General features: G+C 35.0%; 13 protein-coding genes. 8 read left to right on the top strand and 5 right to left on the bottom strand.

Annotation, left to right across the window (positions count from 1 at the left end):
* The first annotated feature begins 58 nt into the window (after positions 1 to 58).
* Complete coding sequence (locus tag MY04_RS26400; RefSeq protein ID WP_066216010.1) at positions 59 to 1978, top strand: ADP-ribosylglycohydrolase family protein; 1920 nt, start codon at positions 59 to 61, stop codon at positions 1976 to 1978.
* 13 nt (positions 1979 to 1991) lie between these two features.
* Positions 1992 to 3485, top strand: a complete 1494-nt coding sequence (locus MY04_RS26395) for a hypothetical protein (RefSeq protein WP_066216007.1) — start codon at positions 1992 to 1994, stop codon at positions 3483 to 3485.
* Between the two features lie 75 nt (positions 3486 to 3560).
* Here MY04_RS26395 and MY04_RS26390 read toward each other — a convergent pair whose 3' ends face one another.
* Genes MY04_RS26390 through MY04_RS26380 form a run of 3 tightly spaced genes read right to left on the bottom strand, consistent with a single transcriptional unit; the run spans position 3561 to position 6280 of the window.
* Complete coding sequence (locus tag MY04_RS26390) at positions 3561 to 4133, bottom strand: LutC/YkgG family protein (RefSeq protein ID WP_066216001.1); 573 nt, start codon at positions 4131 to 4133, stop codon at positions 3561 to 3563.
* Positions 4120 to 5496 (bottom strand): LutB/LldF family L-lactate oxidation iron-sulfur protein, encoded by a 1377-nt coding sequence (locus MY04_RS26385; RefSeq protein ID WP_066216000.1) that lies wholly within the window; start codon positions 5494 to 5496, stop codon positions 4120 to 4122. The genes MY04_RS26390 and MY04_RS26385 overlap by 14 nt, the downstream gene beginning before the upstream one ends.
* Positions 5497 to 5506: 10 nt before the next feature.
* Entirely contained in the window at positions 5507 to 6280 is a 774-nt protein-coding gene (locus tag MY04_RS26380) for a (Fe-S)-binding protein (protein ID WP_066215997.1), read from the bottom strand.
* A 647-nt stretch (positions 6281 to 6927) separates the two neighbouring features.
* On the opposite strand from MY04_RS26380, the gene MY04_RS26375 reads away from it, so the two are divergent.
* Positions 6928 to 7482, top strand: a complete 555-nt coding sequence (locus tag MY04_RS26375; protein WP_066215996.1) for a chalcone isomerase family protein — start codon at positions 6928 to 6930, stop codon at positions 7480 to 7482.
* 115 nt (positions 7483 to 7597) lie between these two features.
* Here the strand turns inward: MY04_RS26375 and MY04_RS26370 are convergent, their stop codons facing one another.
* The gene (locus tag MY04_RS26370) at positions 7598 to 8455 is read right to left on the bottom strand and encodes an AraC family transcriptional regulator (protein WP_066215993.1); all 858 of its coding nucleotides are present in this window, start codon (positions 8453 to 8455) and stop codon (positions 7598 to 7600) included.
* Between the two features lie 124 nt (positions 8456 to 8579).
* Between MY04_RS26370 and MY04_RS26365 the strand changes: the two genes are divergently transcribed.
* Positions 8580 to 9857, top strand: coding sequence for an L-rhamnose isomerase (locus MY04_RS26365; protein ID WP_066215992.1), 1278 nt, complete (start codon positions 8580 to 8582; stop codon positions 9855 to 9857).
* Positions 9858 to 9868: 11 nt separating this feature from the next.
* Positions 9869 to 11296, top strand: coding sequence for an FGGY family carbohydrate kinase (locus MY04_RS26360; protein ID WP_066215991.1), 1428 nt, complete (start codon positions 9869 to 9871; stop codon positions 11294 to 11296).
* A gap of 178 nt (positions 11297 to 11474) precedes the next feature.
* Here the strand turns inward: MY04_RS26360 and MY04_RS26355 are convergent, their stop codons facing one another.
* Entirely contained in the window at positions 11475 to 12578 is a 1104-nt protein-coding gene (locus MY04_RS26355; protein ID WP_158297932.1) for a helix-turn-helix domain-containing protein, read from the bottom strand.
* 580 nt (positions 12579 to 13158) lie between these two features.
* Here MY04_RS26355 and MY04_RS26350 point away from each other — a divergent pair.
* Genes MY04_RS26350 through MY04_RS26340 form a run of 3 tightly spaced genes read left to right on the top strand, consistent with a single transcriptional unit; the run spans position 13159 to position 18746 of the window.
* Positions 13159 to 16371, top strand: a complete 3213-nt coding sequence (locus MY04_RS26350; protein WP_066215987.1) for a choice-of-anchor D domain-containing protein — start codon at positions 13159 to 13161, stop codon at positions 16369 to 16371.
* Positions 16372 to 16402: 31 nt separating this feature from the next.
* Positions 16403 to 17839, top strand: a complete 1437-nt coding sequence (locus MY04_RS26345; RefSeq protein ID WP_066215985.1) for a sulfatase — start codon at positions 16403 to 16405, stop codon at positions 17837 to 17839.
* Positions 17817 to 18746 (top strand): DUF4380 domain-containing protein, encoded by a 930-nt coding sequence (locus MY04_RS26340; RefSeq protein ID WP_066215983.1) that lies wholly within the window; start codon positions 17817 to 17819, stop codon positions 18744 to 18746. Before MY04_RS26345 ends, MY04_RS26340 begins: the two co-directional genes overlap by 23 nt.

Here is an 18746-nt window from a genome sequence, read left to right as displayed (position 1 = left end):
ATACATAAATAACCACTTTTGAGAAACAGACGAGTAATCAATTTTTTGAAATAGATATATGTTAAGCAAAGAAGAATTTTACAACAAGATCCTAGGAGGATGGTTAGGAAAATGTGCTGGAGGTATCTTAGGAGCTCCAATCGAAGGCTACAAGTGTTTTAATGATATTGAATTATCTGATAAACTTTTCGAAACAAACTTCCCTAACGACGATCTTGATTTGCAAATACTATGGTTAGACATGGTTGCTAAAAAAGGTCCAAACGTTAGACGTGCCGATTACACTTGGCATTGGGACAATCATGTAGACTTTCCTTGGAATGAATACGGTGTGGCTACAAGAAACATCAAAATTGGTTTAGACAATCCGGATACAGGTAAACATAACAACCCATATTGGAATGAAAGTATGGGGTCTCCTATTCGTTCTGAAATTTGGGGAATGTTGTGTGCCGGTAATCCGGAAAAGGCTGCTTTTTATGCAAAGATGGATTCACAAGTTGATCATCATGGATTTTCTGATGATGCGGAAGCGTATTTTTCTGCAGCAGCTGCCATCGCTTTTACAAACTCAGATACCAATGCAATACTTAAAGAGGCATTAAACTACATTTCAAAAGACTCTTTGATGTTCGATTTGGTGAATAAGGTGATGTACTGGCACGCCACTTTTGAAAAAGAGGTAGTCACAGGAAAAATCAAAAGTGTTTACGGAGATGCAGATTTCACATCGGCTCCAATGAATATAGCGTATACTATTCTAGCTTTGGTGGAAGCACAAGGCGATTTTGATCACTGTATTGAAGCATTACACTATGGTCATGATTCTGATTGTATTGTAGCCACTGCAGGTGCGTTGATCGGTATTATTAGAGGAGCAGACGAAATTCCAGCATTATGGAAAAAACGTATAGGTAATGCCTTGGTAGTAAGTCCAGAAATTACAGGCATCGATTGTCCGGATACCATTTCTGATTTAACAGAAAAGACGGTTCAAGCAGCTAAGTTATTCCAATTTGAAAATCAAATAGTTGATTTTTCTGAAGTGGAAACGTTGGAAGTAAAACATCAACCTACATTCGCATTACACACTGAAGTTACTATTTTCCCGAACTTCGAAAAACAAACCAATGGAACAGTAGAAGTAGTCATCGAAAACTTTGAAGAGGTGACTAAAACGTATTTTGTAGAGTTGACATCAGATTATTATGACCCTCAGAATGCGAGTATTATTGATGTGCCACCGTCTTCAATTGCTAAGGTAGAGTTACCATTGAACTTAAATGGTAAAAAGGTTGAGGGAGTGATTTCAGTTGGTTATACAATTAAAATTAATAAAGAATTCGAATTCCAGAAGGGCATTCCTTTCTATGGACAATGGAGAATGTTCGGACCATTTATTCAAGACGATGCAAGCTTAGCACCAATGAATGTAAAATACCCTGACCATGGGTTACCAAGCATGCCTTCGGCTACCTATATGAACCACGATTTACAATGTGCGAAGCAAGAGTATTTATCTCAAGATTATTTTAAAAACTTATCAGAGATGGATTTAAATGCACAGCCGTTTGAAGTGAAAACAATCACCCCGAGTGCCATGACTGTCGATTTATCTCAGTACTTTTATGGTAAAGGTGAACGATCGCTTTACTTGCAAACCACAGTGAATACCAAAGAGGCTATCAAAAAATGGTTATGTTTCGGTAATAGTAACTTTATTACTGTTTGGTTAAATGGTGAGGAAATCTTTAAGAATTCTAAGCAAATGAGAAGGTGGCCATCCACTTTTTACACAGAACTAAATCTTAAAGAAGGAGAGAATTTAATTGTGATGCGATTGGATGTTATCAACGATGATTTTGTCCTTGATATCGGTATGAAGGATCACAACGAAAGACATCCTCATCAAACACAATGGGCAGTAGATTTGAACTTTTCTACCCATTCTGTTAAAGAAGAATTACTTGAAGTATAACAGACAATAGATCATGATAAGATTACCTAAAATTGTAGTTCTTATGTTCTGTATGGTTTGTGCTCAATTCACTTGGGCACAAACCTTTTCAATAGGAGATAAGAAAAAACTGAACAAAGATGTGATAGGTGTAAATGCCAACCTAACTAGCATACAAAAACCTCAAACCAATAAGAAACTGATCGAGTCGATAAAAGATTTAAATATTAAATCGATTCGTTATCCTGGTGGAACGATTGGCAATTACTGGGATTGGGACAAAGGATGGCTGGATAGTAGTATACCCGACGAAGTGATGATTAAGTGGGTGGTGGAACAAAACCTAACAAAATCAAAACAGAGGTATACCGTAGAAGACTTTTGCGAATTGGTAAAAACAACCAATACAGAGGCCATATTCATGTTGAATATGTTAAGTAAAGATTTAGATCACTCTATTCGAAACTTAAAGAAAGCGAGAGATTTAGGTGTTGATATCAAATATGTTGAATTAGGGAATGAAATCTATTTTAACCTTCCGCTACCAATGAAAGTTTATCCCACTCCAGAAGTATTAGGCGATACTTGTAAAATTTGGATAGATGCGCTTAAAAAGGAATTTCCTGGAGTAAAGTGTGCTGTAATTGGTACAAATATCGAAAGAAGAGAAAGACATATCGATTGGTCGAACAGAGTGTTATCTAGATGTCCTAATGCAGATGCGATTACCTTCCATAAATATAGTCCAGCAAGTTTAAATGGAGCACAAGAAAGAGTGAATATCACTGCAGGTACAGAAGGACAAACTGATAGTAAAACAGCGACAAGACAATGGCCATCCTCAGAAATATCGTATGCAGATTGGGAAAAATCTCTATTAAAAGACGATAAGGCTAGAACCAATATGTGGGTAACCACCCAACACAATGCGGAAGGTTATAAAAAGATGAAGCTTAAAAAAGACCTTCCAATTTGGATTACCGAATTCAATATGAGGGATGATAACTCTATTGTTTTAGGGAGTTGGGCACAAACTTTAATCGTTAGTATTTACTATTTAGAGTTTATGCATGCAAATGTTGAGGTGACGAATATCCATAATGTGATCGGTGCTTTATTTGCTCAAATTGATGCTCAAAATGATACCTATTCTAAAAAGCAATATCCTTTGACAGCAGGAGGAATATCAACTTCATTATTTGCTCAGGCCACTGAAGGGATGTCACATAAAGCCCCCTTATCATTTGATAAAACACCCATATTAGTCAACGATAAGGACGAAGAGTTTTTAGGTTTAAAAGGGTATTCTTTCTTTGATGAAGAAGGAAAAGAAAGATACATCATGATCAATTTTACAGAAAATGAATTGGTTCTTGATGCACCAGCAAATCTTAAAGGGAAAATTTCAAACTCTTATACCACTGATTTAGCAAATCAAGTAGTAGGATGGGAAAGTATAACGAACAGCAAATCTAAAATCAAAAAGAAAATTACTTTACCTGCTTTCTCCATTACTCTTATTCAATAAAACCTGACGTAGTTAGATCTAGGTTAGTAAATGAGACTTGTACGGACGTAGCACAGCTACGTCCGTACAAACTATTTATCCATATAAAAACACCTTCAAAGATCGAGCTCCGTGAGCTCCTTTTACTAAAGATTGCTCTATATCAGCCGTCTTAGAAGGACCAGAAATAAATACTCCGTACCCATGATTTTCTGGTTGAATGTTATCATAAGCTTCGTGCATATTCCATACAATATTTTTCTTTGAAAGAACGATGATTAAGTGCTCCCCAATACACGTTAAAGCACGATGGGGTAGTTTATAATCATTCACCCATATTGCCCCATTTTCTGCCACACCTAGTTCACCTTTTAAGATGGAAAGTGAGATGTCTTTAAGTTTCTCTTCTTTGATTTTCTTTCTATAAGGCAATTCACAAAACTGTGTAAATATCAATTGGTTATCATATCCTAGATGACTAATAATAGGAGGGAGATCTTCCAAGTTTTCACCATTAATTACTTCTACACCCAATTGATAAAGCATATCGGTAAAGTAATTTAAAATATCATATGATAACCCTTGAAAATAGGGGATCCTTGGCAGTTCGACTTCAGGTATTTTTGTGTGTTTAATAGTATCTAAAATACTTGATCTATTGTTCTTCATGTTTGTTTCGTTTCTTATACCAGTGAGAAAAAGTTTGTTTCGGTTGTGGTAGATCCCTGTCTTTTCCCCATGTATTGAATGGATTATTTAAAATTACTTTAGGCGACTTCAATAACGTAGTTCCAAGCAAACTAACTATTTGAAATATTTTAGGATGTCCCATGACTTTACCTGTAATTTTCATGGACCATTTTTTGGATGGAGGAAGATGCCCTTTATCCCCAATAATCTGTCTCCATTTATACAATTGGGTATGTATATCAATTTTTACAGGACATACATCTGTGCAGGAACCACAAAGCGTGGAAGCAAACGGTAAAGAACTGTATTTATTTAAGTCCTGTCCAGGAGAAAGTATTGCTCCAATAGGGCCCGGAATACTATAATTATAACTATGTCCACCACTTCTTCTATATACCGGACAAGTATTCATACATGCTCCACATCGGATACAGTTTAACGAACTCCTGAAGTCGGGTTTACTAAGTTGTTTTGTTCTACCATTATCTACCAAAACGATATGTAATTCCTTCCCTTTTTTTGGTTTATGAAAGTGAGAGGAATAAGTAGTTATTGGCTGCCCTGTTGCACTTCTTGCCAGTAAACGAAGAAAAATACCTAAGTGCTTTTTCAATGGAATGATCTTTTCGATACCCATACTAGCGATATGTATTTTGGCTAGATTAGCTCCCATATCTACATTTCCTTCATTCGTACACACCACAAAACCTCCTGTTTCTGCCACAGCAAAATTGACTCCTGTAATGGCGGCATCAGCGGTAAGAAATTGTTCTCTGAGGTGTTGTCGTGCAGCCAAAGTAAGGTAGGAAGGATCAGTAGCCCCTTTATCAGTTTGTAAATGCTGATGGAACAGTTCACCTACCTCTTCTTTCTTTTTATGAATAGCAGGCAATACGATATGACTAGGTTTTTCTTTCGCTAACTGAACGATTCTTTCCCCTAAATCAGTATCAATTATTTCAATTCCCTCATTTGATAAATACGGATTGAGACCACATTCTTCTGTAAGCATGGATTTACTCTTTACGACTTTTTTAGCCTCATGCTTTATCAAAATATCTTTCACAATTTGATTATGATCCTCAGCATCTTTGGCCCAATGTACTTTTATGCCATTTTTTTTCGCTTGTTTTTCAAACTGAAGTAGATAATCATCTAAGTGAGATAAAGTATGTGCTTTAATCTGAGCAGCCAACTCTCTTAAAGTCTCCCATTCTGGAAGTTGATGCACGGATTTATCTCTTTTTTCTCTGACAAACCAAAGTGTTTTATCATGCCATGTAACTCTTTCTGATTGCTTATTAAAAGCTTTCGCCTCGTCTGGGTGTGTTGATATTCCCATAGTAAATCATTTAAGCGTGAGTGGTAAGTTTTTGTGCCTTTTGTTCTGTTTTCTTTTTGATATCAGAAGAAAGAATTTGAGAAAGATGTATGATTTTAATATCAAGTTTTTGTCTATGAATTAAACCCTCTAAATGCATTAAGCAACTCATGTCTCCTGAGGTAATATACTCTGCTCCATTATTCATATAGTCCTGTATTCTATCATTCCCCATACGAACAGAAACATCGCTTTCTGTAACACTAAATGTCCCTCCAAATCCACAACACTCATCTCTTCGGGAGGGAAAGATTAACTGAATTCCATCGACCATTTTTAGAAGTTGTCTTTGTTTATTGGGAAGACGTTCTACTTTTTCAGAACAGCTTCCTAGGCGCATACCTCTTAAACCATGACAACTTTTGTGCAGTGCTACTTTATAAGGGAAATAACTTTCTAGAGAACGAACCTCTACGACATCATATAAAAATTCTGTAAGATCATACGTCTTGTCTATAACTTCTTTGGCTTCAGGAAATAGTTTTACACCATGTTCTCTAAGGTGTAAAACACAGCTTGCAGATGGTCCTACGACGATATCATATTTCTGGAAAGCTTCAAAGAAGACTTTAATAGCACCAATGCTATCTTTTTCACATCCAGAATTAGCCATAGGTTGTCCACAACAAGTTTGTGAAGTTGGATATTCGACCTCACCAAATTGTTCCAATAGTTTTAGAGTAGCCATTCCAACTTCTGGATATAGTTGGTTGACATAGCAGGGTATAAATAATCCAATTTTCATTTCGTTTGTTCTTTACTAAGCATATACTTTTGATTTCCCCATTTTTACAACTGTAGCTTTATCTCTTTACAATAAAAAAGAGACAATAAATGTATTTTGATTTTAAACTTAATGGAGCGTAGCAAACAGAAAAGTCTATAGGAATTTTCTGTAGTTCTTTCATCAAATAAACACAAGGTAATATTACTTTATCTTTGGAAAGATTTACTTGTGATTTAATAATCTGAATATTTTCATTGAAAATAGGAGTTTAAAGAAAAATGAATTTAGAAAGTTTGTTTTGTTATTGACTGTTTGCAATGTTAAGTAGCAGGTAACATTACGCACTATTCAATTGTATAAGTTTTTTAGTTATCACGATTAAAAAAAATGAATATTGGGTGATATGTCATAGATATAAAACTATGAAGAGTTCTTAGAGACTCCTTCGGCTTAACACAAAGTGCAGAATAGAGATGAGTATTTGTGCTTAAAGTAATTTGTTATATAACAATATGAAATATCATACATCTGTTTACAGGATAACAAATTGAATAGTAAACAAACATTAACAATGTAGATTTAGCGCAACAATAAACACATTTATTAAATTTTGTACATTGCATTATATAAATAAGATATTGTATTTTAAGCTTAATAATTTTTTAATGAAAACGATTTTCATATTTACTTTTACTGTATTTACTACTTTATTTTCTCTAGGTCAAACTACCGAAATTTCAAACGTCACCTTACAAAATTATATTAATGTCCATGGCAAAAAAATGGAACTAAATGGTGCAGGGGTAAGAACTAAATACTTTCTCCCAATGTATGTAAGTAGCTTGTATTTACAGGACAAATCAAGCAATCCGAATGATGTATTGTATAATGTAAAACATAAAGTAGTACAACTTGATATCATTTCTGACTTTGTGACAAAAGAACGAATTGAAGAAACAGTAAAAGAGGGTTTTGAATATTTTAGAAATTCTCTAGAAATTGATGATGAAATTAATATGTTCCTTAGTGTTTTTAAGGATGAAGTAGTGAATGGCGACAAGTTTCAATTTGTTGCGGAAGACACCCTCTGTAGAATTATAAAAAATAACAATGAGTTGCTTGTTATAGATAATATCAATTTTCAGAAAGCACTTTTTTCCATTTGGTTAGGAAATAAACCAATTAACGATGAACTAAAGGATGAAATGTTGGGGAAATAAGCGTTTAGAATAACAAATGTAACTCTTGGACCTGCTATATTTTACTTACTGCTAAGTTATACATATAGCAGGTCTATACATAATAGATTATTTCAAGTATTATTTATTTAAATAATCAACTACGATACTCCTTAGGCGAAACTCCAGTCTTCTGCTTAAACAATCTAGAAAAATAATACACCGAATTAAAGCCCAATTCAAAAGCCACCTCTTTCACTTTTTTCTGATGCCCCACTAATAATTCTTTAGCTTTAATTATTTTTAGGTTTAGATGATACTGCAATGGAGCCAATCCAGTCAACTCTTTAAATGCTTTTCTAAAGTAGGAATAGGAAATGTTATTTTCGTCACAGAATTCTTGGAAATCCACTTCAGTGTACAATGCCTCTTGCATCTTAATTTTAGCTTGTTCTACAAGTTTTTCTCCTTGTCCTAAATCATTTCTCTTTTTTGAAAGCTGAATGACATGTCCAATAATCTGAAGTATAATTCCACAACCTATTTTCTGATAACCTAAACGTTCCTCTTTTACGATATCAAATAGATCATGAAATAGAGAAGTGATTTGTCCTGATGCAGAGGTGGAAATGAGTTGGGTATTTTGAAATGTTTCTTGTTGAATGACATTGCCCATCCAATCACCATTAAAACCAATGTAATATTCTGTCCACCCCGTTTTTTTATTCGGTTGATAGCGGTGCCATTCACCAGGTCTTAAAAAGATAATGTTCCCCTTTTGAACTTCATATGTTGATTCTTTATTCTCAAAAATTCCTTCTCCTTCAACAATATAGAGTATTTGATATTCACGAAGAACTCTACCTTTCTCCCATTTAAAAAAATACCCTGTAGGATGTTGAGGATCGGGATAAGCTTGCCCGGCTTGTACAGTAGCTTGTCCGACTACATTAATATATAGTCCCCAGTTTATATCTTCCTCACTAGGTATCAAATAGTTGTTTAAATCCTTCATATATGCAATATATACATGATATTAATATATATCAAATATCAAAATGTGCAAACTTTTTCCCAAAACGTGTATTTATTGTAACAAGTACATTTATTTCCTTTGTAAAGGACAAATTACTAAAGCGATGAGCAATCAGACTATTATAGAAACGTATAAATTAGCAAAAGACGTCTATTCTAACTATGGAATAGATACAGATAAAGTATTGGAGTCACTTCAAAACTTGTCTATTTCTTTACACTGTTGGCAAGCCGACGATGTGGGAGGTTTTGAGACCAAAGTATCTTCGATGGGAGGGGGTATTCAGGTCACTGGAAACTATCCTGGAAAAGCTAACACAGTGGAAGAAATGAGAGCAGATTTGGAGAAAGTACTCTCACTTTTACCAGGAAATCACAAACTGAACTTACATGCAATCTATGGAGAGTTTAATGGCGAGATGGTCGATAGAGATCAGATTGAAGTAAAACATTTTCAGGGTTGGATCGATTGGGCCAAAAGAAATAATGTAGGTATTGATTTTAATGCTACTTGTTTCTCTCACCCAAAAGCGGAAGATGGTTTTACACTTTCTAGCAAGGACGAAGAAGTTAGAAAATTCTGGATCGAACATGTAAAACGTTGTAGAGAAATCTCAAACGAGATTGGTAAACAACTAGGACAACCTTGTATCCATAATACTTGGATTCCAGATGGTTCTAAAGACATGTGTGTAGATCGTCTTGGCCATAGAACTCTTCTAAAGGCATCTTTGGATGAAATTTTCGAAACGGAATACGATTCGAAATACATGAAGGATGCAGTGGAAAGTAAGTTGTTTGGTATTGGTAGTGAATCAATGGTAGTAGGATCATATGATTTCTACTTAGGGTATGCCATCAAAAACAACAAATTGATTTGTTTGGATAATGGTCACTTTCACCCGACAGAACAAGTGGGCGATAAGATCTCTTCAGTTTTACAATTTGTAGATGAGATTCTTCTTCACATGACAAGAGGTGTACGCTGGGACTCTGATCACGTCGTTACTCTTAATGATGAATCTACACTAATTGCTCAGGAAGTAGTTAGAGCAGGAGCATTAGATAAAACAAACGTTGGTTTAGATTTCTTTGATGCCTCTGTTAATCGTGTAGGTGCATACGTTACTGGCTGTAGAGCTGCAAGAAAAGCATTCTTATTGGCTTTACTTGAGCCAACAGATTTAATTAAAGCACATGAAGAAAAAGGAGAGAATTTCGAAAGAATGTTCTTACTAGAGCAAGCGAAATCGTTGCCTTGGGGTGCTGTTTGGGATTACTATTGTTTACAACAGCAAACGGCTTTAGACAGCGAAATTATTGATGTTGTTCAGGATTACGAAAAGTCACACCTTCTTCACAGAGGGGAAGTACTAGTGTAAAGGAGTACATTATGTTACAAGAAGCAATTGCCGTTTTTGATATCGGTAAAACAAATAAGAAACTGCTGATTTACAATCAGCAGTTTCAAGTAATTGATCACAAAGAGATCAAACTAAAAGAGAAAACAGACGAGGACGGAAGTCCATGCGAAGACATCGATGTATTGGTGATATGGATGGTCTCCTCTTTTTCAGAAAAACTACAATCATCAAAATATAGAATTGTTGCCTTAAACTTTTCTTGTTACGGTGCCTCTATGGTGCACCTTGATAAACAGGGAAACAGAATAGGTAGCTTCTACAATTACTTAAAGCAAACATCAGAAAACTTTTATCAGGCCTTGTATCAAAAATATGGAGGTGCTGATGTATTCTCAGAACAAACGGCTTCACCAATTTTACAATTCCTGAATTCAGGTTTACAATTGTACTGGATGAAGTATCATCGACAAAACCACTGGGAAGAAGTGGCTCATTCGCTACATTTTCCTCAGTATTTGTTCTATAAATTTACCGGTTTACAAGCAACAGACATTACTTCAATAGGATGTCATACCGCTTTGTGGGACTTTAAAAAAGACGATTATCATCAGTGGGTGAGCGACGAAGAGTTGTCGTTTCCTAAGATCGTAGATAATCGATTTATAGGTAGTATAAAGAAAGAAATTACACATCAAGAGGTAAATGTTGGTATTGGTATTCACGATAGTACAGCCTCTATTCAACCTTACCAGAAGATAAGTGATGGTGCTCCTTTCTTGTTGATTTCAACAGGAACATGGGCAATCAATATGAACCCAAATTTCAATGGAGACTTATCATTATCACAATTACAAAATGATTGTCTATTGAATATAAATACAGATAGAAATAAGATTCTATCGTCAAGGTACATGTTGGGAAGAGTGCACGATGTTTACTGTGACTGTTTACGCACATCATTTGATCTTGAAGAAAGTTTCTATCGATTTATAAGATTTAATCAAGCGCATTATCAAAAGGCATGGGAAGAAATGAATAATGGAAACTACATTATTCAAAACCTGAATGCCTACACAGAAGAAGAAGCAAAATGTAATTGGCCCGAAGGAGAATCCATCGACTACTTGTATCATCAATTAATGTTAGAATTAACCTTAAAAGAAATTGATCAAGTGAAAGAAATAATGGAAGAGGGTCAGACTTACGAAAAAATATATATCAGCGGAGGGTTTGTGAAAAATGAAATCTTCACCAAGACCATCGCTACAGTGTACAAAGAAATTGAGGTAAGTACACTGTCGTTAGACAATACGTCTGCCTTAGGTGCAGCTTTAATGGTAGTTCCATCACATTGGGAACAAACAATTCAATGCGATGAATTTAAGATAGCACCTTTAACGAATTTAGACTTTGATGTGCCTGTATTAGTGGACAGAGCAGGTATATCTATTTCATGATCTCTCTTTTTTAAAGATAAGCTCATGATAAAGCATACTTAGACAGTAAAAAAAATAATAATTCATTTCAAAGTATGGTTCAGCCTCATAGTGTTACTATGAGGTTGTTTTGTTTGTATAAAAAAGACCCTACCACATAAGTGATAAGGTCTAGTTCAACATCAGAAAGTTAAATATTCTAAGCTGCTTTTTCTTTTAATTGTGAACGATATTGTCTTGGAGTCATACCAGAATGTTTCTTAAAGTTCACATAGAAAACAGATTCAGATCTAAAACCAGAATCCACTGCAATAGCGAAATTGGTCATTTTTTTATCGGTATCTTCAGCTATTAGGTGCATGGCATGTTGAACACGTTTCTCGTTGATGAACTCACTAAACGATTTTCCTAGATGGTCATTCAATAGTTTTGAAAGAAGGTACGATTGAATTTCTAGTTGTTCAGCCAATCCTTTTTCGTTTAACTCAGTTTCTAAATGTACTTTTTCAACATCAATAAGCTGATTTAAACGCTCAACATAATATTTATAGATTGAATTATCTTCTTGTTTGTCTTCCAATTTAATCTCAATAGTATTTCCTGAGAATGCCTTCGGATATTTCATTACAAAGAACATTGTTACTAAGATAATGCTACTGTTAAAGATGATATAATTGAATTCAATAATCTGACGAATCACCTCCTGTGTAGGATTGTTTGATAATGGAATGACAAATGAATGATAGGATAATAACAAGAAAGCTACCCAAAGGCTTAAACCGATAAACATTAATAAAATGTTCGGCCAAAGTAAGTCCTCTTTTTGTTTATTCTTAGCAGACGCTTTAGCTAGCTTTAATTGCTTATACACTTTGTAAAAAACAAACGATTTCCACATGACAATACCTGCAAGTAATCCGATATGGAAAATCGAACCAATAAAATGACTAAAAGTAAATGGTTGGAAAGAAGTAATATAAGTAATTGAACAGATGAGTGAGATGACTGCTGGAGCAAAAATATAGTAATCCTTTTTGTTTAAGGTCTTACCAAATAATTCCCAAACATACCATAAGATTAAGCTTGGAAGCATAAAGTCCAACATGTCAGATACAAACATAAATTCTGGCATATTGTGCTTTAAATCGGTAAAACGATTTAAGTATTGCAATAGAGTATTTCCACCCAAAGTTAAGAAGATGCCAGATAAAATATAGTTAAGTCTGCTTTTGTTTACAAAGCTTATAGCTATTGCTGTAAGCGTGCTTTGCACAAAAGACCATAAGAATAGAATTAGTGCCATAATTAATATTTTTTTAGTGAAATCGTAGATTGAAATTCCCATGCTTAAATAAATTAAGACATGTCTAGTTTATAGAGTGATAGTACTGTTCATTTCATACAATAGAGTATTTATTAAGAGTTTAAATTAAAATTGTCGGACAAAATTACTAGTAGTAGCGAAAGCAAATAGCTTATTATAGAAAGTTAAACGTTTTGTTTACGCTTATAAAGGTAGTTATCTATTCTTTTTTATCAAAATGCTATGCTTTTGATAATGCGTTGTTTTTTACACTTTTTGGAGATTGTTGAGTTAGTTGTGTCGTGTTGGTTATTTATGTTGTACGGTTGTAATCTGCTTTAAATAGTGTTTAAACCTTATTTTTTAGGATGTTGATCAGTTTTTTTTGAAAATCCGAAGACTTTTAAATCCATATTTTTTTTTCTGTGGATTTCCAAATCCGATGAAAATTTATTCCACAAAAAATCTCTTCTTGTTCTGATTTATAAAATAGAATATAAGAGCATTTTCTATTGTTTTTCTTTGTAATGTGAGAAGATGAACAGGTCTTTTTGCCTCTAATAATAGAAATGGATGAACTATGAAATATACAATTTTTTACATTATACTATTTGGTCTTGTCAACTTAACGGCAAACGCACAGATTTCGATTTCAGGGGAAGAAGAAGGAGTGAAAATATTACCTGATATGGCAGGTTATAATAACAACACTACGAATATATTTAATCCTTGGTCCAACGATGCGAGAAGAAATACATGGGTAAAAACAAACTCTCCTTTAATAAGGTATCCGGGTGGTACAGTAAGTACTTATTGGGATCATAGAAAAGGACGTTTATTTGGTATGCCTGAAGGAAATGAGATTGATATTACCAACTATGATTTAAGACCTTTCGTTCAGAGGAAACATGTGATTAATTGGGTGACGACTTTTACAAGAGGATCAAACCCAATGTATGATCTCAAACTATTGTATGATGAGATGAATGGTGATACCAATGTTATGTTTGTTTTAAACATGGTGACACCTGGAGCTGATTATTATGAAAAACTATGGGGACGTTCTGTAAATCAATCTCCCGAAAGCGACGATTGGTGGGCAATGATGGACGACCGTTTTGCAAATGCTTTAGCTATGTTAGAACAAGCCGAGCAAAATGGAATTCCTGTAAAATATATTGAATTTGGTAATGAGTACTTTTTTGGAATTGGACCATCAGGAACAGGTTCCAATGGAGGTGCAGCTGTAGAACCCTATTCGGCAGGGTCTTCGAGCGATTCAAAAATGAGAGGAGCTTTTCCTGGTGATGGCGTCAGTTATGCAACTGCTGTAAATAATTGGGCAGCTAAATTAAAAGCATTGTATCCCAATGCTCGATTAGCAGCGACAGGATCGGATAATAATTCAGACTCACCATCTCGTAGAAACAGTTGGAATGAGAAAGTAATTACTCAAATAGACCGCGATTTAGTGGAAGCCGTTTCGTTTCACATTTATGGTGGAGTACACGAAGGAAGCGTTACTGAAGATGCGACTGAATTAGGACTTGCTTTAAAATCGCTGAAAGAATCTTGGGAATTCGATAGCCTTCGTTCTAAAATGCCAGACGACATGGAATACTGGTTCACAGAATTTGATTTATCGAGTAATAATTCTGCACAAGGCGAAAAAACTTGGGGCTTAGGTTTGGCTACTATTTTCCAGTCCAATAACTGGATGAAGAACGGTAATCTAGGTTTATTGGCATTTCATCAATTTGCTGATGGAGGAAGTAATAATAGGTTAACAGGTTTTGGAAGAGCTTATGCCATGTATTCTTGGGCATCAAGATTTTGTACTAAAGCACAAAAACTACAATTTGATGGAACCACAGACTTAACCACCGGAATTGCCAATGTTCAGGGTTGGAAGTTTTCAAATAATCCGTTGAATAACGACAAATATTTACTTATCAATTTCTCTGGAGAAGCTCAAGATTTAACGGTTGTTCCTGAATTGGTTGGACGGGATTATCAAATAGCGAGCTCTTGGCTTGGAAGTTTTAATGATGCCGATGTGGAAGATGGACAATTGGAGAACACCATAAGTATGCCTGCTTTCAGTATTCTAATTGCAGAAACAGCTGCAGATAATCAATCAGCTAGAATTGGTGTATCTATCGATAATCAATCAATGGATAATGATCAAATAGTGAATTTGGGTATTGTTCCTTTAACTACTTCAACATCAAAAGTGATCGAGATTTCTAATAACGGTCAGGAAGATTTAGTATTGGATAATGCATTGGTAACAATAATTGGAGATACAGATAATGAGGTCACTATTCAGTTAGATCAATTGACAGGTAGAATTTCATCTGGAACATCAGAAAGCTTTACACTTGATTTTGAAGGGAAGTTAGAAGGTGCAAAAAAATTCTCTTTGGAGATCGTAAGCAATTCTGTAGCAAACAATAAATTCACCATTCATTTTCAAGCCAATGTAGAGGAACTTTCACCTTCATATACTTTATCGTTAAATGCTAAGGATATTTTAAATAACACCACTCATGACTTTGGAGACTTTACCAATGAAAGTGCTGCAATTAAGCGATCAATAGGGATAAAAAATACAGGTAACCAAGATTTAATCATCGATGTAAATGCTACCCAACTAACGGGACATGCTGACTTTATGTTGGAAAAACTGCCTGCACAGATCAAAGTAGGCACTACTGATTACGTAGAACTTATCTATACTCCGAATGCTGTTGGAGATATTTCTTCTACTTTAAATGTGATCTTCGAAAACTACGATGATGATGTGGAGTTGACTTTCGAAGCGTCGAAAACTGATATTGAATACACTTATAAAGTGGAGTATAAATATAACGGTACAGTACTAGAAAATAATGCCACTATAGATCTAGGTGATTTAGAATACAATGGAGGTGAGGAAATAGTGAGCATTGAAATGAAAAGCTTAGGAAATACAACCATTCTTGTAGATCAAAACCAAAGTAAAATTGAAGGTTCGTTGTATAATCTTCAAGCCTTACCAACTGATATTGACCCGAATAAATATAAGTTGATCATGGTACGTTTCCGTCCTTTGAGTTATGGTAATTATGATGCCAAGTTAACAGTGGTAACAAATGCTGAAAATAATAGCACTATGGTCATTAATTTCAAAGCGGCTGTTATCAATAAGAATCCTTCTTTTGTACTATCTGTAGAAAATGAAAAAGTGGAAAAGGAGTTTGATTTTGGTGAATATGATGCTTCTGATAATGTAAAACATTTTGAGATTCAAAACGACGGATTTGTTGATTTAGAAATAAATGAAGTAAAGATTACAGGAGAAGATAAAGATCAATTTATTCTAAATGTTGATGGCCTTAATAATGTACTCGAGCCATCTCAAAGCACTGATTTTTCAATAGAATTTAAGCCAACTCAATCGGAAGTTTCTGCGGAATTGAGCATCTCTTCTAATGTTGGATCGACTCCAAAAACATATAGAATTAATGGTACGGGAGGAAATATTACCTCAATTTATCCAACGACTTCTAAGGTGGATATTTACCCAACAATTTGGAAGTCAGGATCAACACTTCAGTTTAAGCTGCCCCAAGAGGAATTGTACTTATCCGTTATTTCTGTGATAGGAGAAGAAATAATTTCTATAACTGGTAAGCTCTCTGATGTTCAAAAAGCCATTCAGGACATTTCTTATTCACTACCAAAAGGACTCTACATTTTCCAAGTTCAATCGGGTAACGAGCATTTTGCCAAAAGAATAGTAAAACAATAATTGGCTAAAAACTGATAAAAAATCGAATGTTATGAAAAAGATCTTCATTCTATTTGGGCTATTGCTGGGACACCAGGTTTTTGCTCAAAACGATAAACCCAATATTGTTTTTATTTATATCGACGATATGGGTTGGGCCGACCTAGGGTGTTATGGGAATACCTATCATGAAAGTCCAGCAATTGATGCCTTTGCAAAACAGGGTATTCGATACACCAATGCATATGCACCTGCTCCTGTATGTTCGCCAGCGCGAGCCGGAGTCTTTTCAGGAATGTATCCAGCTAAGTTGGGTATTACCGATTGGATGCCAGGACATTGGCGTCCTTACGAGAAGAAATTAGCAGTAATTAACCGGACACAATATTTACCACTTGAGATCGAAACTTTTGGTGAAGCACTTAAAGATGCTGGCTATAAAACAGGTTATTTTGGAAAATGGCATTTAGGTGATGATGAGGAACACTTTGTGGATAAACAAGGCTTCGACGATATTGTCATGTACCAAGGCGGTGGAAGACATTATAAACTGTCAGACAAATTTTATCCGAAACAAGAAATTGATGATGAAGTCTATTTAACAGATGCCCTTACTGATTATTCTTGTGACTTTTTGGAGAGAAATAAAGACGAGCAATTCTTATTGGTCATTTCTCATTTTGCAGTGCATATTCCTCTGCAAGCACCAGATAGTTTAGTACAACATTTCGAAGAAAAATCAAAGACAATGCCGGTCAACAATCCATTGTACGGAGGCATGATCAAGTCGTTGGATAATAACATAAAAGTGGTGTTAGATAAACTGGATGAACTCGGTTTATCGGAGAATACTTTTGTGGTCTTGTATTCGGATAACGGAGGTCTATATCAGCCGTACGATTTAAAATATCTAGAGTTTTGCGGTAACATACCGGTGACATCAAATGCTCCTCTGAGAGGTGAAAAAGGCAATTTATATGAGGGAGGAGTAAGAGTACCAATGATGGCAAGATGGCCCGGTAAAATATCACCAAATACTGTGTCAAATACTTCTGTAAGTGGCATCGATCTTTTTCCAACTTTCTTGGAATTAGCAGGTGTGAAGAAAGGCAATCGACCATTAGATGGTCAAAGTTTAGTGGCCACATTCTCAGGAAAAGATGTAAATCATGATAGGCCATTGTATTGGCATTATCCCGTTTTTCATCATGGAGATCCAGCTTCTTCGGTACGTATGGGCGATTATAAGCTCATCAAAAATTATGTAACTGAAGAGGTGGAACTGTACAATTTGTCGGATGATATTGGAGAACAAAACAACCTTTCTGATACCCATAAAAAGATGAAAAAGAAGATGTTGAAATCTTTAGAAGCACATCTTGATAAAGTAAAAGCAGACTTACCTACAGACAATCCAAATTTCGATCAGGAGAAACGATTGGAATGGGGTGTACATCCAGATAAGCATGAAAAAAAAGCAAATAAATAATATTGTATTACTCTTACTGATTGTTTTTCCAATGTTGAAAGTAGAAGCACAAAAACTTCAATCAGAAAGTACAGAAGTCACTTTTGATATAGAAAGAGGAGGAAGGATTGCCCAAGTTACTTTTAACGGGACACCTCTTTTATTCGATGGTCATAAAGAACTAGGAGGTTCGGTATGGTGGCCGGCACCTCAAACTTTATGGGGTTGGCCTCCGCCGGAAGAAATTGATTTAGCAACCTATAGTGTGGTGTCAACATCAAGTACTCGATCTGAATTTGAAAGTAAGGAATGTCCTTCTATCGGGATTCAATTAAAGAAGGAATATAAGCTGAAGAATAAGCATCAATTATCGATTACTTACACCGCTACAAATATCTCGAATAAGCAAGTAGATTTTGGTCACTGGGAAGTTTCTAGAGTGCCAAAAGGCGGGGAAATAATGGTAAAAGTAGATCAACGTTTTGATGATAATATTCCATTAGCAAATGAAAAATACCTCTACATAGATCATCAAAAATTTGACAAGATCTATGATCCTAAAAATGAGATCATACATTTTAATATTGGTGATGAGGATTTAGAATTACCTTATAAAGGCAAAAATAAATTATTTATAGATAGCAAAGGTTGGGTAGCGTACTTGATTGATAATGTACTATTTATCAAAGTGATTAAAAACGAACCTTTGGCAAGTATCACACCTTCACAAGGGGAAATAGAAATCTATGTTTCTCCCATTTTACCTATGGTTGAGGTCGAGCAACATTCGGCATATCAACATCTCTCACCCCAAGAAACCTCCTCATGGACGGTCGATTGGTTGATGTATGAGGTCAACCTAAATGATAAAGAGTTATTACTCGAATTTATTGAACAAACGGTAGAGAATTTTAAAGCAACTAATTAA

This window comes from Flammeovirga sp. MY04 (assembly GCF_001682195.2).
In the GTDB taxonomy this organism is placed as follows: Bacteria; Bacteroidota; Bacteroidia; order Cytophagales; family Flammeovirgaceae; genus Flammeovirga; species Flammeovirga yaeyamensis.
Note: the sequence above shows the minus strand (reverse complement) of the source record. Positions and strands in the feature narration are given on the sequence as shown.

Coding starts and splice junctions, on each gene's coding strand:
- MY04_RS26370 (WP_066215993.1), bottom strand. CDS start 8,455: ATGAAGGATTTAAACAACTATTTGATACCTAGTGAGGAAGATATAAAC.
- MY04_RS26400 (WP_066216010.1), top strand. CDS start 59: ATGTTAAGCAAAGAAGAATTTTACAACAAGATCCTAGGAGGATGGTTA.
- MY04_RS26350 (WP_066215987.1), top strand. CDS start 13,159: ATGAAATATACAATTTTTTACATTATACTATTTGGTCTTGTCAACTTA.
- MY04_RS26340 (WP_066215983.1), top strand. CDS start 17,817: ATGAAAAAAAAGCAAATAAATAATATTGTATTACTCTTACTGATTGTT.
- MY04_RS26355 (WP_158297932.1), bottom strand. CDS start 12,578: ATGGCACTAATTCTATTCTTATGGTCTTTTGTGCAAAGCACGCTTACA.
- MY04_RS26360 (WP_066215991.1), top strand. CDS start 9,869: ATGTTACAAGAAGCAATTGCCGTTTTTGATATCGGTAAAACAAATAAG.
- MY04_RS26375 (WP_066215996.1), top strand. CDS start 6,928: ATGAAAACGATTTTCATATTTACTTTTACTGTATTTACTACTTTATTT.
- MY04_RS26395 (WP_066216007.1), top strand. CDS start 1,992: ATGATAAGATTACCTAAAATTGTAGTTCTTATGTTCTGTATGGTTTGT.
- MY04_RS26380 (WP_066215997.1), bottom strand. CDS start 6,280: ATGAAAATTGGATTATTTATACCCTGCTATGTCAACCAACTATATCCA.
- MY04_RS26385 (WP_066216000.1), bottom strand. CDS start 5,496: ATGGGAATATCAACACACCCAGACGAGGCGAAAGCTTTTAATAAGCAA.
- MY04_RS26345 (WP_066215985.1), top strand. CDS start 16,403: ATGAAAAAGATCTTCATTCTATTTGGGCTATTGCTGGGACACCAGGTT.
- MY04_RS26390 (WP_066216001.1), bottom strand. CDS start 4,133: ATGAAGAACAATAGATCAAGTATTTTAGATACTATTAAACACACAAAA.
- MY04_RS26365 (WP_066215992.1), top strand. CDS start 8,580: ATGAGCAATCAGACTATTATAGAAACGTATAAATTAGCAAAAGACGTC.